15 protein-coding genes are annotated in these 15,079 nt (G+C 50.8%); 12 read left to right on the forward strand and 3 right to left on the reverse strand.

Annotated features, from left to right (window positions below; all coding sequences use genetic code 11):
* Positions 1-31 precede the first annotated feature (31 nt).
* The gene (locus HFP08_RS26825) at positions 32-1,492 is read left to right on the forward strand and encodes a sulfatase-like hydrolase/transferase (protein ID WP_168123710.1); all 1,461 of its coding nucleotides are present in this window, start codon (positions 32-34) and stop codon (positions 1,490-1,492) included.
* A 110-nt stretch (positions 1,493-1,602) separates the two neighbouring features.
* Here the strand turns inward: HFP08_RS26825 and HFP08_RS26830 are convergent, their stop codons facing one another.
* Positions 1,603-2,469 carry an AraC family transcriptional regulator gene (locus tag HFP08_RS26830; RefSeq protein WP_168123711.1) on the reverse strand — a complete coding sequence of 289 codons (867 nt, stop codon included), beginning with the start codon at positions 2,467-2,469 and terminating at the stop codon, positions 1,603-1,605.
* Between the two features lie 134 nt (positions 2,470-2,603).
* Here HFP08_RS26830 and HFP08_RS26835 point away from each other — a divergent pair, with 134 nt between their 5' ends.
* The 7 genes from HFP08_RS26835 to HFP08_RS26865 all read left to right on the forward strand — a co-directional run bounded on the left by HFP08_RS26835 (position 2,604) and on the right by HFP08_RS26865 (position 9,055).
* The gene (locus HFP08_RS26835) at positions 2,604-3,434 is read left to right on the forward strand and encodes an amidohydrolase family protein (RefSeq protein ID WP_206109326.1); all 831 of its coding nucleotides are present in this window, start codon (positions 2,604-2,606) and stop codon (positions 3,432-3,434) included.
* Positions 3,435-3,505: 71 nt separating this feature from the next.
* The gene (locus HFP08_RS26840; protein ID WP_168123713.1) at positions 3,506-4,465 is read left to right on the forward strand and encodes an aldo/keto reductase; all 960 of its coding nucleotides are present in this window, start codon (positions 3,506-3,508) and stop codon (positions 4,463-4,465) included.
* Positions 4,462-5,493, forward strand: coding sequence for a zinc-binding alcohol dehydrogenase family protein (locus HFP08_RS26845; RefSeq protein ID WP_168123714.1), 1,032 nt, complete (start codon positions 4,462-4,464; stop codon positions 5,491-5,493). Before HFP08_RS26840 ends, HFP08_RS26845 begins: the two co-directional genes overlap by 4 nt.
* Before the next feature lie 454 nt (positions 5,494-5,947).
* Positions 5,948-6,775 (forward strand): MerR family transcriptional regulator, encoded by an 828-nt coding sequence (locus HFP08_RS26850; protein ID WP_168123715.1) that lies wholly within the window; start codon positions 5,948-5,950, stop codon positions 6,773-6,775.
* 77 nt (positions 6,776-6,852) lie between these two features.
* Positions 6,853-7,632: a YheC/YheD family protein gene (locus HFP08_RS26855; protein ID WP_168123716.1), complete on the forward strand. Its 780-nt coding sequence runs from the start codon at positions 6,853-6,855 to the stop codon at positions 7,630-7,632.
* A 120-nt stretch (positions 7,633-7,752) separates the two neighbouring features.
* Complete coding sequence (locus HFP08_RS26860) at positions 7,753-8,487, forward strand: MBL fold metallo-hydrolase (RefSeq protein ID WP_168123717.1); 735 nt, start codon at positions 7,753-7,755, stop codon at positions 8,485-8,487.
* Positions 8,477-9,055, forward strand: a complete 579-nt coding sequence (locus tag HFP08_RS26865) for a TetR/AcrR family transcriptional regulator (RefSeq protein ID WP_168123718.1) — start codon at positions 8,477-8,479, stop codon at positions 9,053-9,055. Before HFP08_RS26860 ends, HFP08_RS26865 begins: the two co-directional genes overlap by 11 nt.
* Before the next feature lie 91 nt (positions 9,056-9,146).
* Here the strand turns inward: HFP08_RS26865 and HFP08_RS26870 are convergent, their stop codons facing one another.
* Positions 9,147-10,064 (reverse strand): ROK family protein, encoded by a 918-nt coding sequence (locus HFP08_RS26870; RefSeq protein ID WP_168123719.1) that lies wholly within the window; start codon positions 10,062-10,064, stop codon positions 9,147-9,149.
* A 133-nt stretch (positions 10,065-10,197) separates the two neighbouring features.
* Here HFP08_RS26870 and HFP08_RS26875 point away from each other — a divergent pair, with 133 nt between their 5' ends.
* Positions 10,198-11,463 (forward strand): MFS transporter, encoded by a 1,266-nt coding sequence (locus HFP08_RS26875; protein WP_168123720.1) that lies wholly within the window; start codon positions 10,198-10,200, stop codon positions 11,461-11,463.
* A gap of 112 nt (positions 11,464-11,575) precedes the next feature.
* Here the strand turns inward: HFP08_RS26875 and HFP08_RS26880 are convergent, their stop codons facing one another.
* A complete protein-coding gene (locus tag HFP08_RS26880; protein WP_168123721.1) occupies positions 11,576-11,803 on the reverse strand; it encodes a 3-dehydroquinate dehydratase in 228 nt (75 codons plus the stop codon).
* Between the two features lie 347 nt (positions 11,804-12,150).
* Here HFP08_RS26880 and HFP08_RS26885 point away from each other — a divergent pair, with 347 nt between their 5' ends.
* From HFP08_RS26885 to HFP08_RS26895, 3 genes are all read left to right on the forward strand, one after another.
* Positions 12,151-12,924 carry a sugar phosphate isomerase/epimerase family protein gene (locus HFP08_RS26885; RefSeq protein WP_168123722.1) on the forward strand — a complete coding sequence of 258 codons (774 nt, stop codon included), beginning with the start codon at positions 12,151-12,153 and terminating at the stop codon, positions 12,922-12,924.
* 26 nt (positions 12,925-12,950) lie between these two features.
* On the forward strand, positions 12,951-13,973 hold the full coding sequence (locus HFP08_RS26890; RefSeq protein WP_168123723.1) for a Gfo/Idh/MocA family protein: 1,023 nt from the start codon (positions 12,951-12,953) through the stop codon (positions 13,971-13,973).
* 263 nt (positions 13,974-14,236) lie between these two features.
* Positions 14,237-15,016, forward strand: coding sequence for a CAP domain-containing protein (locus HFP08_RS26895; RefSeq protein ID WP_168123724.1), 780 nt, complete (start codon positions 14,237-14,239; stop codon positions 15,014-15,016).
* The last annotated feature ends 63 nt before the right edge of the window (positions 15,017-15,079 follow it).

The following is a 15,079-nucleotide window of genomic DNA, read 5'->3' on the forward strand; positions in this document are numbered from 1 at the left end:
AGGAGTCACTGGGCGGCAGAAAGGGGCAAGCATGGGAGAACAACCAAATATTTTGTTAATTATGACGGATCAACAACGATTCGATTCTCTGGGATGCTATGGCGGCGAATTCGTGAATACGCCGGAGCTGGACCGTCTGGCGCGCGAAGGCATCGTATTTGATAACGGATATGTGAACGCAACCATATGCACGCCGAGCCGGGCCTGCCTGATGACGGGCAAGGCGCTTCCGGGACATGGCGTATACAAGCTGCATGATAATTTGCCGGAGGATCAAGTGCTGTTCCCGAAGCGATTGAAGGAAAAGGGCTATAAGACGGCTCTGTTCGGCAAGCTGCATGTGAGCGGCCGCGTTACGGAGGCGGATAGGCGCCATCCGAACGACGGCTTTGACATTTACGAAGCCTGCAATGATCCGACTTTGCATCTCGACAGTCCGCTGAATGCCTATGCGCGATGGGTAGAGGAGCATCATCCCCAATTCTGGGAAAGATTGAAGAGAGAAAACAAACGCTTGAAGCATTTTCCAAAGAAAGCGCATAACACATATTGGGCTGCTGAACGTACGATAGATTTCTTACAGACTCATGACGGCGAGCAGCCATTCTTCGCCATGATGAGCGTGTTCGATCCTCATGATCCGTATGATGATTACCCGCCGGAGGCGATGGAGACGATTCATGCAGAGCGGCTTGATAGCGCGGAGTCTGCTGGACCTCAACTGGATGGAGAACCGGAAGGCTTGCTGAGAGAGCGGCAGAAGTTTTTGAAACGTTATGGAAGCGCGAAGCTGGAGGAAGATCTTCGAGGCTATTACGCTTCCATCGGCTTTCTGGACGAGCAGGCAGGTCGAGTTCTTCGCAAGCTGGAAGAGCGAGGGCTCATGGATAATACGCTTGTCATCTTCACCAGCGATCACGGCGATATGATGGGCGACAAGCAGCTCTATACCAAAGGCGCTTACTTCTATGAAGCCTGCGCGAAGATTCCGCTGCTTATGAGGTTGCCCGGGGAGCTTCCAGAGGGGGAACGCAGCTCGCAATTGGTGCAGTTGCATGATCTCGCCGGCACGATTTTGTCCGCAGCCGGATTCACGCGGAAGGAGCTCGCCGGAGTAATGCCGGATACGCAAAATTTACTCGAGATCGTGCGAGGAAATTCCGTGGGACGAGGCTATGCGGTTACGCAATACCGTAATTCGGGCTACAGTCATGAAGGAAAATACTGGAGCCCGTCGTTAAACGCGACCATGCTTCGCGATTCCCGCTATAAGCTGAACATGTATCATGATCAGCCTGGCGGAGAAATGAAGCAAGAGGGCGAATTGTATGATATGCTTCGTGATCCTCGAGAAGAGAGAAATCTGTGGAACGATCCCCAGTTTGCGGATGTGAAGCTGAGATTGACGCTCAGATATGTCGATTGGACGGTCCGGCAGGAGAATCTCTATCTGTCCGGACGCGGCGGCGAAGCGGTGACGAGCCAAGCTTAGCTTGGCGAGTCGCGTCTCCAGGTCGGAAAAATCGACTTGGAGTAGCGAAATCGAGCCGAACCACAATCTTTTTGAAAATGGCTACAAGTGAATAGCAACCCCGCAGTCCGTCAGCCCCTTCGCCGATAGACGAGCGGGGTTTTTCCCGTTTGCTTCTTGAACAGCTTGTGGAAGTAGGAGCTGCTCTCGAAGCCGCAGCTTTCGGCGATATCGAGAATGCTGTCGGTTGTGGTGGCGAGTCGTTCTTTGGCGAGCATAATTCGTTTCGCATTGACATAATCGGTAGGCGTCATGCCGGTGCTTTGCTTGAAGACGCGCGAGAAATGGGCCGGCGTGATGGCGGCGCGCCGACACAGCGAGGACAGACGCAAATCCTCTTGCAAATTAGTGTCAATGTAAAGCAGGATGCTCTTCAGCCATTCGGAAGCCGCCGCGCTCTCGGCTCCCCGGGCTGCTCCGATCGTACCAATCATGCGGTTCACCTGAAGCAGCAGCCTGTGAAGATGAAGCTGCACGGCGTAATGGGCGCCGAGCTCGGTCGAGATATATTCTTGATGAATATGCTCAATAATCCCGACAAGCGCGACTTGATTCGCATGGGAGACGGCTAGTTTAAAGCTGCGATGCCGTTTGACATGCTCCATGCAGCTCAGCAATGAAACGTGATCGCCGGTTCCCATCAGCGGTTGAATGAATGCGGGGTGAAAAAAAATTGCAGTGGAATTCACGGGATGCTCCGCATCGGGATAGGCTCGATGAATACAGTTTCCCGGAATGATGAACAAGTCCCCTGGCAGCATATCGTAGAAAATGGTATCGATAAAGAAGGTGCCGCTTCCCTCATAGACATAGACAAGCTCGCACCAGTCATGGGTATGATCCGGAAGCTCCTGCTGCGGTTGCTTCCTTGCTTTGTATGTCATATCGAAAGGAAATGGAGCATCCTTGGAGAAGCGTTTATGAAGAGGAGTTTGCATAATCTCATCCTTTCAATTTGGATTATCTATCAAGTATAGCAAAAATGAGCGTAAACAAGCTGGAATCAAGCAATAAAATATTCATCATTGCTGCTAAAATGAAGAAGATCAGAACAATTCGGGAGGTATTGCTCATGAGAATTGACGCGCATCAGCATTATTGGCAAATGGATCGTGGAGATTACAGATGGATTACGGAGGAGCTGCCCATCCTATTCAGGGATTTTCTCCCAACTGATTTGCAAGCGAGCCTGCAGAAGCATCGATTGGATGGAACGATTGCGGTACAAGCGGCGCCAACCTGGGAGGAAACGGAGTTTCTGCTAAGACTTTCGGATGAGAATCCATCGATTCTAGGCGTAGTCGGTTGGCAGGATTTGACGGATCCCAGTCATCGCGAGCGCTACGAGCAATTCAGCAAGCATCCCAAGTACAAAGGCTTTCGATTGATGATTCAGGATATGCCGGATGCGAACGTGGTTTTGGCGTCCTCTTATATTGAAGCGCTCTCATGGTATGAACGCGAGGATACTCCTGTCGACTTGCTTGTGAAGGAAGGGCAGTTAAACAGCTTAACGAAGCTGATGGAGAAGGTTCCGAAGCTTCGAGGCGTTATTGATCATATCGCCAAGCCGCGAATCGCCGCTGGAGAGATGGAGCCGTGGCTGGAGCATATGCGGGTGCTTGCAGGTTATGAGAATTTGAGCTGCAAGCTTTCGGGCATGGTTACGGAAGCGGATCTGCAGCAATGGCAGCCGGATGATTTCACTGCCTATGTCCGTGAGGTATGCGAGCTGTTCGGCCCGAATCGGGTTATGTTCGGCAGCGACTGGCCGGTATGCTTGCTTGCCGCGAGCTATGATCAAGTGGTGGAGATTCTGGAGCATGCGCTTCCAGCGGCTTGGACGGATTCGGAGCGTAAGCGGCTATTCGGCTCCAACGCGCAGGCATTTTATAAGCTGTAATTGGTTTCGGGTTTCGGGAAAAATGTCTCTATGGCATTAACATACTAAAATAAGAGGGAGTGTGGGATCTGATGCAATACCGTAAGCTTGGCAAAACAGAACTGGATGTGTCCATATTAAGCTTGGGCGCTTCATCCTTGGGTTCGGTATTTCGCGAGGTGAATGAAGCGGAATGCATGCGAACCGTGCAGGATGCTTTGGAGCTCGGCATCAATTATATTGATGTGTCGCCTTATTATGGATTGACCAAAGCCGAGACGATGCTGGGCAAAGCCATTAAGGATATTCCGCGGGACCGCTTTCTGCTGTCCACCAAGGCAGGAAGAATAGAGGAAAACGTATTCGATTTTTCAAAGCAAAGCATCATTCGCAGCCTGGAGCAAAGCTTGAAGAGACTTCATACCGATTATGCGGATATTGTATTCCTGCATGATATTGAATTTGTTCCCATGGACGTGATACTGGAGGAGGCATTGCCTGCGCTGGATCAACTGAAGCGGGAAGGAAAGCTGCGCTTTAAAGGCATCTGCGGCTTGCCGCTGCCTTTGTTCGAGGCTTATCTGCCGCAAATTGAAGTTGATGCCATTATATCGTATTGCCATTATTCGCTGAACGATACCACATTGCTAGACTTGCTTCCATTGCTGGAGCGTCAGAATGTCGGGCTCGTGAATGCCTCCCCTTTGTCAATGGGCTTGTTAAGTACGAGGAAACCGGCGAATTGGCATCCTGCCGGCGAGAAGACGAAGGAAATATGCCATCAAGCGGCATTATTCTGCGCGGAGCAAGGCGCGGACATCGCGCAGCTTGCCGTACAATTCTCGACCTCGAACGAGCGAGTCCCAACGACCTTGGTCAGCACGGCGAATCCCTCTAATATTCGCAACAATGTGCATTGGCTGGAGCAGCCCGTTGACGAAGAGCTGCTTCGCGAGGTGCAGCGCATATTGGAGCCCGTCAAGGATTGGACTTGGCCTAGCGGAAGAGGCGAATTCAACCAAGGATTGCGAATGGAGCGTGAAGCGAAATGAGGGGCATTATATGCGAAGATGTGAATCAATTCAGAGTAATGGAACAGGAACCGCCTAGGTTATCGCCGGGAATGGCCATCGTTCGTATAAGGCGAATCGGAATTTGTGGAACTGACTATCATGCGTACAGGGGGAATCAGCCGTTCTTCAGCTATCCGAGAGTGCTCGGCCATGAGTTGGCCGGCGTGATTGAAGCGATTGATGATACCGCAGGGAGCTGCGCTGATCAGAAGAGTCTGAAGCCAGGCGACCAAGTCGGCATCATTCCGTATCTCGAATGCGGAGAATGCATTGCATGCCGGAGAGGAAAGACCAATTGCTGCGTCAATATGAAAGTGATGGGCGTACATGTGGATGGCGGGATGAGAGAGCTTGTTGCGATTCCGATCTCGAACCTGATTGCCGCAGACGGGCTGACGCTGGATGAAACAGCCGCATTGGAGCCTCTTAGCATCGGAGCTCATGCGGTACGGAGAGCGGGTATTGAGGAAGGCGAGACGGTCATGGTCATCGGAGGAGGTCCCATCGGGCTTGGAGTCATGGCGCTAGCCAAGCACAAAGGTGCGAGAGTCCTCGCAATGGATGTTCAGGATGAACGGCTTGCGTTCTGCCGCGAATGGGCGAAGGTGGATGAAACGGTCAATGCGTTGCAGGAGGCCGGCTCGAGAGTTGAACAATTAACCGATGGCGATTATCCGACAGTCGTGTTCGATTGTACAGGCAATCCGTCATCCATGACGAAGGCATTCGGTTATGTTGCCCATGGCGGCAAGCTTGTCTATGTCGGACTGGCGAAAGCGGATATTTCATTCAATGATCCCGATTTTCATAAGCGAGAGCTGACTCTTATGGGCAGCCGCAATGCGACCAAGGAGGATTTCCTACTGGTAAAGCAAGCGATTAGGGCTGGCGCGCTCAACATCTCTGCATATATTACGCATCGCGCTCCGTTCGAAGGGATGATCGATCAATTCGAGCAATGGATGAAGCCGGAATCCAAGGTGATCAAAGCGATGGTTGAGTTGTAATGGTCACTACTGACGCATCATTATCGTAGACACTAATGCATCACTAACGCAGCACCATCGCAGCACTAATGCGGCACAAACGTATCGCTATCTATCTTAGCACACTATCGGAGCAATATCGCAGCGGACCGTAGATGCGTTAAATAAGCAAAATTAGCTTTTTCTAAAATTTCGCGGACAGAGCTGACCTTATTTTCGGGAAATGCAGTGGTTTACTTGTATTTTTGTGGGAATAGAGGCTCCTGTGTCCGTTAAAATGAATAAATTTTATTTTTGTAGCGAATAAGGGCTTTCTTGTCCGCTTAGGATGTTGCTCCATATGTGGAGCAACTCCCCAAGCCCGCAAGCCCCCTGACTTCTGCAATCGGACGAGCGCATTCAAATTTTTTGAACAAATAGCCTTGACACTTCCGTAACGTAAGTTGTTATATTGGCAGGGAGGGAGGCGCTGATCATGAAAATGAAAGAGGTTTGCGGGCGAACGGGCTTAACCGAGCGCACCGTGCGGTATTATGTGGAGGAGGGACTGATTCACCCAGAGATGACGGTGCGCAACGGGCGCGAGTATCGCGAGTATTCCGAGAGCGATATCGAGGATTTGCACATGATCGCGAGTCTTCGAAAGCTCTTCTTCTCCATTGACGAAATTAAGGAAATGCAAGCCGATCCCGATTGTATTGCCTCAATAATTGGGGCGTATAAGCTTAAACTCGCGAGCGATGCGACAGCAAAGTCGCAAATCGTCGAGGCGCTCGAGGAGATGGAGATTGAGGCGATCACGCATGTCAGCGTATTGGCGGAGCGCTTGTCCCAGTTGTCGAACAAGCTTCCGCTTCCAGAGCGAGATGTTAATCCCAATTTCGGCAAATTTGAGAAAGACTCCAAGGCAGATCGTCAACAACAATATGAACAATTCGTCAAGCGACAAGCCAAGCAATTCCAAAGAGGAAGAGCTATCGTATTTCTCATCGCGGCTCTGAACATAGCAGGAACGATCGCATCTTGCTTTGTGGATTTTCGTTTGTTCTCCTTGCTCATTCAAATCGCGGTATCGATTGCGTTGTTCGCAGGCGTGTCATGGGTTCGCTATTTGTTCATTGCCGGGGCAATAATGAGCGTTTTATCCGGATTCGCGTTATTGGGAGATGAAAATATCGGACATGCGCCGGGAAGCCTTCTGCTGCTATTTATAATCAACGTCATTTATTCTGTCGTTGCAGCGCTTCTGCTTATTCGCAGCGAGTCGGTCAGAGAATTCCTGTACGCTCAGAAGCATGGTTGAAAATACGCAGTTATCCCTAATGAAAGCGTACAATTGGCAGTGAGGCCAATCTCATACACTATGTTGAGGTGAAGCTATTGTCTGCCAAAAAATATGCTAGCAGCACAATTCGAGGAAAGCTGCGCGTTTGCAGCTATTTGAAAGCAAATCGTCGCTTAAAGCCGCATGTTCCGCATACGAAAGGCTTTAATCGCATGAATCTGGAGCAAATGCTGGGGCAGCATGGGAGTCTGTATGTCAAGCCGGATATCGGCTCGCTTGGCATCGGCATTATGAACGTTAAGAAAACCTCTGAAGGTTACGAGTTGAAAGAGATTACAGGAAAGCGGCAGAGGGTCAGCAGCTTTCGTACGGCCTCTTCGCTCTATGAGAGCATGCTGGGCAAGCAGAAGGGCAAGCTGATTATTCAGCAAGCTATTACGCTTGATCTCGTAAACGGCAGGCCTTATGATATTCGAGTCATGGTGCAACGGAGACCAGGGGGCAAATGGACCTGCACCGGCTTTCTGGTCAAGGTCGGCGCCGCGAACAAGATCGTAACCAATTATTATCAGGGCGGCGACATCTACACGCTTCATAAGCTGAACGAGAAGCTTGGTTTATCTTCGGATGAGAGCGCACGCCGCAAGGCCGACTTTACGAATCTGGCATTAGAGATTGCACGTACGCTCAGCAAGAGGAAATCAGGCATGAGAGAAATGGGCGTAGACTTCGCTTACAGTAAGTCGGATCGGATATGGGTGCTCGAGGTTAATTCGAATCATCCGCAGTTCCATCCTCTTAAGAAGCTTGACTCCGCAGCTTATAAGAAGATGAAGTCCTTCGCGGCCTCCTATGGCAGAACGGACGCGAAATAGGGAAAAACAGCATTCAATCGCGAATGCTGTTTTTAAATTGCGCAAATCGCTTGAAAAACTAATATAATTAGTTTATATTAAAACTAACAACATTAGTTTTTTAGAAACGAGGGTGATCCAATGCGAATTATTCGGGAGAAAACACTGACTCAATTAACGTATTTGCCCCATCTGTTCCCTGTCAATTGTTACTTGGTGGAGGAGGAGAATTCTTTAACCTTGATTGACGCGGCGTTGGCTGGCAATACAGATGCCATTATCGGGGCAGCGGCCAGGATTGGAAAGCCGATAACCAAAATTGTGCTTACGCACGCGCATTCCGATCATATTGGAGCATTGGACAGGCTGAAGGAGCGTAATCCAGAACTCGAAGTGTATATATCCGCACGCGATTCAAGGCTGTTGGCAGGCGATTCATCTTTGCTTAAGGGAGAGCCGAACCTTCCTGTCCGTGGTGGCGTACCGAAGGGCTTGAAGACAAAGCCGGACGTGCTGCTTCAAGACGGAGGCAGAGTAGGTTCATTGGTAGCAATCGCGTCACCTGGCCATACGCCCGGATCAATGTCATTTCTGGATGATCGGAGCGGTATTCTTATTGCAGGCGATGCTTTTGCAGCGCGAGGCGGGCTCGCTGTATCGGGTCACATGAGGCTGACCTTCCCCTTCCCTGCGCTGGCAACCTGGAGCGCTGAGATAAGTCTGGACAGCGCGAGGCGTTTGGCTGATCTAAAGCCGTCCATACTCGCCGTCGGACATGGAAATCTGATTCACGATCCTGTTGCGGCGATGCGGAAGGCGATAGCTGCAGCGGATCAGAAATTGAAGCAGAGGAGGGGGCGCCAGAATGTCTCCTAGAGCGGGACTTGATAGGGGTACAATAGTAGCTGCGGCGGCAGAGCTGACCGACGAGCTTGGCTTTGAAGAGGTTACGCTGGCTTTGCTGGCCCGGAAGCTGAATGTGAAATCGCCATCGCTCTACAATCACATGAACGGATTGCCCGAGCTTAAGGAACAACTGACTCTTCTTGGCCTGGAGCGGCTAAATATGCAACTGGAGCAGGGAATTGGAGAGAAGAGCGGCAAGGAGGGCGTACTCAAAGCCGCTAATGCTTATTTGACCTTCGCGGATCAGCATCCCGGTCTCTATACGTTGATTCAGCGTTCGCCTTCGGGCGATTCAACTCGTCTTCAAGCTTTGAGCGGGGAAGTGGTGGATAGAATGATCGCGGTGCTGGAGCCGTATCAGCTTGATGAAGCGAGCCGCATACATGCTGTGCGGGGCTTCCGCAGCCTGCTGCACGGATTCGCTTCTATTAAGCAGGGCGGCGGCTTCGGCATGCCGATCGCTATCGATGACAGCTTGTCCTTCGCTTTGGAATGCTTCTTCCTGGGTCTTGAGCAGAAGAAAAAGCCGCTTCAGTGAAAGAGCGGCTCTGCCTTGAGCAAGGCAGAGCCGCCATTCGCCGCCGCAGCTCTCTCCATTCCATCTCTTCGTTCCAACTTCCCAACCCTTTTTATGAATACGTGCAATGAATCAATGCCGCCGCGCCGATCAAGCCGGCATCCTGCTGCAAGGCGGCAGGCACAATCTCCGTTTCCCTGCCGCTCGGATTAAGCGCATGCTTCGATACATAGGCGCGGACCGCTTCGAACAAAGGCTCGCCAACCTGCGATACACCGCCTCCGATAACGATCTTGCTCGGATCGAGCAGATTGATCAAGCTGACGCATCCGATGCCTATGTAGGCGAATACGCGATCAACAAGCTCGGCGACGGCTGCGTCTCCTTGCGCCGCAAGCGCGAACGCTTCCTTCGTCGATACGTCGCGGCCCAGCAGCTCTGACGCCTGGCGCGCAATGGCGGTTCCGGAAGCGATCTGCTCCCAGTAGCCGTAGGGCTCGTCCTTCAATATATCTCCGGCGGGATGCACCATCATGAAGCCCGCGTCGCCGGCATTGCCGGTTGCTCCTGTAATCAGCTTGCCGTGCAAATAAATGCCGGCTCCTATTCCGGTGCTGATCGTAAGGAAGACGAAATGCTCGGCATCCTGCGCGGCTCCGACCCATTTCTCGGCCAGCGTTGCTGCAGTCGCGTCATTCTCCATCTTGATCGGCAGAGGCAGCAGCGATTGAAGCGTCTCCACAACGGGGAAATCCCACCAGCTCTTCAGATTAGGCGGACAAACAAGCTTGCCGGTTTTTGTATTCAGAGGACCGGGAGCGCCGATACCGATGCCGCTCATGTCGGACAACGGAATGCCTTGCTCTTCCGTCATGCGGCGAATTTCTTGGGCTACCTTGGCAAGCATATCCGCAGGCGACAAGTCCAGGTCTGTCTTAAGGGAGCTCTTCGCAATGACCTCGCCTTTCTCGTTCACGAATCCAATGGCGATCTTCGTGCCGCCGATATCAATTCCTATTGCGATGCTCAAAACAATCAGCCTCCAAAAAACAAATATAATGTCTTCGTGAATTTTATCATAAGATGCTGTACAAATCGATACAGGTGTAGTAATATCCTCCTTGCTTCTATAACATCAACGCGAAGAGGGTATCGATCGAATAATGGCGCGCGCCTCGAAAACAAGCTCCCATATGCTTGTGAAGCTGGGAATGCCGATGACGACAAGAGTATGGAGAAATCTCCGGATTGATCTTGGAGCGGCATGCTTATTCAGTTTGTTTAATGTAGTCATGAATCAATTTTATGTGGCATTCGCCATTCAGGAAGGCGCGAGCAATCTTGAAGTCGGGCTGCTGTCTGCCGCCCCCGCAGTTGGCTTGATCTTCTCGCCGATTTGGGCGAGCTGGATTGAGAGGGCCGTCAATCCGAAGCCGTTCATCTTCATCCCGAATGCCATCGGTCGGTTAATCTTCATTATTCCCGCCTTGGCGGGAACGCCATGGTCGTATGTTGCGGCGGCGATCGTATTCCAAATGTTGATGGGCATTCAAGCTCCGGCCTATGCTTCGCTCGTCTCCCGCATGTATCCGGCCGATCTGCGCGGCAGGCTTATGGGCTATGTGCGTGTCGCAATGGGCATGCTTATGATCCCGATTGCGTTCGCGGTCGGGAGCTGGGCGGAAGCCTTCGGGCCGTCCGGTCCGCTTATCGCCGCATCCATCGGCGGCTTCCTGTCAATCAATTTGTTCAATACCATCAAGCTGGCCAAGAAGAGAGACACCGCCTTGCCCGGTGAGAAACAGGGACCGGCAACCGGCAAGAGAATCAGCTTCTCGTTCAACGAGCAATGGAAGCTGGTTGCCAGCAACCGCACATTGGCCGTGTTCTTGGTTGCAACCTCGTTTGCCGGATTCGGCAATATGCTGGCAAGCCCCTTGTATCAGATTATTCAAGTGGATACATTGCAGCTCTCTAATGTGGAGATTGGGTATGCGCGAGTAGCCTATTATACGGCATTACTGTTTACCTTCCTTATTGGAGGCTGGATGATTGACCGATATCCGATCAAATATACGCTGCTCGTCGGGATCGCGGCTTATGCGATCGTCCCTATGCTCTATGGCGCGTGGGGCAGCTTTCCGGCCGTCATAATCGGCAACTTTGTGCAAGGAATCGGCGAAGCGATTTGGGATTTCGGAATCCTGGCATTCATCTTCCGACTGGTTCCCGGACGAGAAGCGATGGTATTCGGCATTCATCTGATGTTATTCGGCGTCAGGGGGACGGCGGGGCCGATACTCGGCACCATGCTGACAGCCAGTCTTTCCTTAAGCTCGCTTCTTATATTCGCATCCATCTGCGGCATAATCGGAACCGCTCTGTTCTTGTGGGGCAACCGATACAAGAGGCTGCCGCATGTGCCTTAGCCTTATCAAACGCGTGAGAATAATCGATTGAACCAAAGAAGAAGGAGCATGATCCGACAGCGGATTATGCTCCTTCTTCTTCCAATTGGATAGACTTATTAGCCTCGTGGCATCAATATAGCGAAATCGTAAGACTGTCTCTCTCATAATAAGAATGCAGTGTTGCCTCGCTGCCCACAATTTCAACGCTGATCAAGGAGGATATGCATTTCTTCAAGGCGTTCTTGCCTGTTGTCAGCTTGCGGTTCAGCACGGTGGACAGCTTGTCCAGCGCCTGTCTATTCGTATCGGTCAAATATACGGGTATGCTTTTGTTTTGAAATAACAGCATCGTTTTCATATTCTTGGCCTCCATCCATCGAAGGATTTTTTTGTATACTCTCACTCTAACGCACAATTCTTAAATAATTATTAAAAATAGATGATGAATTCGTTACATTTGCCCGTAAATGCATTCTCACTTTAGATATTAACTTACTTAATGAAAGAAAGAAAGGGGGTAGCGCATAATTATAGGTCAAACTCCGATAATAGTATGATGCTGCTGATCCCCACATGACAAAATCGCATAAGAATAGGTTAATAAAATAACTGTTTTTCACTACTTTCTATCGCTATAATGGACAAGACGGAAGAAAATTAAAGCATCAAGATCAAAATCGAACACTATAAGGAGTGTTTCCATCCATGAAACGTATGGGCGTAGGTTTACAAATGTACACGCTTCGCGATGTAACCGCCGTTAACTTCGAGGACACCTTGCGCAAGGTTGCGGCTCTCGGCTACGAAGGCGTAGAATTCGCGGGCTACGGCGACATGAAGGCCGAGGAAATGCGCGACTTGCTTCAAGAATTGAATCTGAAAGCGATCGGCAGCCATGTTGGACTGCATCTGTTGGAATCCAATCTGGATAATGAGATCGCTTACTTGAAAACTATTGGAGCGAAATATGCAATCTGTCCATGGATGCCGGTCGAAGCGCGTGATGCCGCCGCATGGCAGGACAACCTGAAGAAATTCGAGCAATTCGGCAAAAAATGCGCGGAAGCGGGCATTCTGTTCGCTTATCATAATCATGACTTTGAATTCGAAGTCGAGATTGACGGCCAAATCGTATTCGATGCCATGTACGAGCGAATCGCTCCCGAATTTTTGCAAGTCGAGATGGATATCGGCTGGGTGCAATATTCCGGCGTAGATCCGCTCGCTTATATTCGCAAGTACGCAGGCAGATTGCCGCTTCTTCATCTGAAGGACTTCAAAGGCGGCGAGAAAGGCCAGAAGATTGATACCGTCGAGCTTGGCCGCGGCGATCTTCCGTTAAACGATATTATCGGCGCAGCATCCGATGCGGATGTGGAATGGTTGATCGTGGAGCAGGACACCTGTGCGAATCCGCCGCTAGAATCGGTAGCGGAATCCATGGAATGGATGAAGGCGAATTACTTGAGCAAATTCTAAATTGATAAGAGTAGGATGGGGAAAAAATGAAAAAAATTCGTGTAGCAGTAATTGGTTGCGGATCGATCGCGAAATATCGTCATATTCCTGAGTATGCGGCAAATGAGAATGTTGAATTGGTTGCATTCGTAGATCCAATCATCGAGCGGGCTGAAGCTTATGCCGAGCAGCATGGCGGCAAAGCATTCAAGGATTACGAAACGATGCTGGCGGAAGTGAAGCCGGATGCGGTGAGCGTGTGTACAGCAAACGCTCTCCATGCTCCAATGACGATTACGGCTGCGAATACCGGCGCCCACGTGCTTGTCGAGAAGCCGATGGCGGCAACGGACGCCGAAGCGGAAGCGATGATTGAAGCTGCCAGCCGTAACGGTGTCAAGCTGATGGTAGGACATAACCAGCGTCTGATGCCTCCTCACGTGAAGGCGAAGCAAATTCTGGAGTCCGGCGTGCTGGGCAAAGTATTGACATTCCGCACTTCCTTCGGACATCCCGGCCCGGACGGTTGGAGTATCGACGGCGCGAACAGTTGGTTCTTCCGTAAGGATGAAGCGATTATGGGCGCAATGGGAGACCTGGGCGTACACAAAGCCGATCTTATCCGCTGGATGCTTGACGATGAAGTGGCGGAGATCGCAGCCCTCGTCGGCACGCTTCATAAGGAAGGAACGGCCGTCGATGACAACGCTTCTTGCGTTGTACGCATGGAAAGCGGAGCAATCGGCACGCTGGTAGCTAGCTGGACCTACTATAGAGGTGAAGACAACTCCACGATTCTATGGTGCGAGAACGGCGTGATGAAGATCGGCACTCACCCGGATGATCAGGTTATTGTAGAGCTTCGGAACGGAACGGTGGAGAAGCATAAGGTTGGCGCGATTTCCACGAATACGAAGCAAGAATCAAGCGGCGTGGTGGACGCGTTCATAGACAGCATCGTGAACGACACCACTCCTCCAATTCCAGGCGAGGAAGGACGCGCTTCCTTGAAGGTTATTCTATGCGCGTTCGAATCTCAGGACACAGGGAAATTCGTGCGTGTAAATTAATTTTTTCTCAAAAGAAGACATCCTGTTTTCAGGCTTTCACCTGAATCGGGATGTTTTTTTTTGCGTGTTTTGCGTCCGGGATAAGGAATATTTGCGTGATATGCGGGATTAATAGTTTTTAATAATGCAGTATTGTCGCGGATTTGAGCTCGGTTTTTGTGAATCTGGTAATTTTTGCGTCATGAAACGCTCATATCCCCATGCTAATATAAGTGGCATCGGAGCTCATCCGACAAAAAACAACGATGCAGGAGGAATTATTCATGAATATAAAACATGTTAAAATGGCAGCGGCAAGCGTTATGGCGGCAACGTTAATCGGAGCGGGTATCGCAGCGCCAAAGGCTAACGCAGCTTCCTTGCACACCTTCTCGACTGTCAAGTTCGAGGCCGGCTCGTTCAACTATGATGTACTGAATAACATTGCTTCCCAATATGGCATTGATCTTGGCAACTTGAACTTTTCGTTCGGCGGGTATACGTTTACTTGGCCTCCGGTTGACGGATCCGTTCTGAGTCCGGCTCCTTCTTCTGACGAGACAGCGACTCCGACCACCGAGCCAACTGTCGAACCAACGCCTGTCGCAACGCCGGAGCCAACTACGGCGCCAACTGCTGAGCCAACAGCAACAGCAACACCAGCCCCAACACCGGCTCCGACAACTTCAACAGAGCAGAGCACCTTCCAAACACAGGTTGTTGATCTTGTGAACCAGGAACGCGCGAAGGCGGGACTTGGAGCTCTTGAGACGGATAACTTGCTTACGAAAGTAGCAACGGAGAAGGCGAGAGACATGTACGTTAACAACTACTTCGACCATAATTCTCCAACTTACGGTTCGCCCTTCGATATGATGCGCAGCTTTGGCGTAACCTACAGCTATGCTGGCGAGAACATTGCCATGGGACAGCCGACTCCACAGCAGGTTATGACGGATTGGATGAACAGCGCCGGACATCGCGCCAATATCCTTAACTCGCATTTCGGAAAAATCGGCGTAGGCTATGTGAACGGCGAGTGGGTACAGGAATTTACGGACTAAGCTGAAATACAAGTTTGATGAAAAAACAAGAATGAGAAAAAGACCAAGCTTCCAGGGCCTGCC

Origin of the sequence: Paenibacillus sp. HB172176 (genome assembly GCF_011947265.1) — a bacterium.
Taxonomy (GTDB): Bacteria; Bacillota; Bacilli; order Paenibacillales; family Paenibacillaceae; genus Pristimantibacillus.

Coding starts and splice junctions, on each gene's coding strand:
- HFP08_RS26825 (WP_168123710.1), top strand. CDS start 32: ATGGGAGAACAACCAAATATTTTGTTAATTATGACGGATCAACAACGA.
- HFP08_RS26830 (WP_168123711.1), bottom strand. CDS start 2,469: ATGCAAACTCCTCTTCATAAACGCTTCTCCAAGGATGCTCCATTTCCT.
- HFP08_RS26835 (WP_206109326.1), top strand. CDS start 2,604: ATGAGAATTGACGCGCATCAGCATTATTGGCAAATGGATCGTGGAGAT.
- HFP08_RS26840 (WP_168123713.1), top strand. CDS start 3,506: ATGCAATACCGTAAGCTTGGCAAAACAGAACTGGATGTGTCCATATTA.
- HFP08_RS26845 (WP_168123714.1), top strand. CDS start 4,462: ATGAGGGGCATTATATGCGAAGATGTGAATCAATTCAGAGTAATGGAA.
- HFP08_RS26850 (WP_168123715.1), top strand. CDS start 5,948: ATGAAAATGAAAGAGGTTTGCGGGCGAACGGGCTTAACCGAGCGCACC.
- HFP08_RS26860 (WP_168123717.1), top strand. CDS start 7,753: ATGCGAATTATTCGGGAGAAAACACTGACTCAATTAACGTATTTGCCC.
- HFP08_RS26865 (WP_168123718.1), top strand. CDS start 8,477: ATGTCTCCTAGAGCGGGACTTGATAGGGGTACAATAGTAGCTGCGGCG.
- HFP08_RS26875 (WP_168123720.1), top strand. CDS start 10,198: ATGGCGCGCGCCTCGAAAACAAGCTCCCATATGCTTGTGAAGCTGGGA.
- HFP08_RS26880 (WP_168123721.1), bottom strand. CDS start 11,803: ATGAAAACGATGCTGTTATTTCAAAACAAAAGCATACCCGTATATTTG.
- HFP08_RS26885 (WP_168123722.1), top strand. CDS start 12,151: ATGAAACGTATGGGCGTAGGTTTACAAATGTACACGCTTCGCGATGTA.
- HFP08_RS26890 (WP_168123723.1), top strand. CDS start 12,951: ATGAAAAAAATTCGTGTAGCAGTAATTGGTTGCGGATCGATCGCGAAA.
- HFP08_RS26895 (WP_168123724.1), top strand. CDS start 14,237: ATGAATATAAAACATGTTAAAATGGCAGCGGCAAGCGTTATGGCGGCA.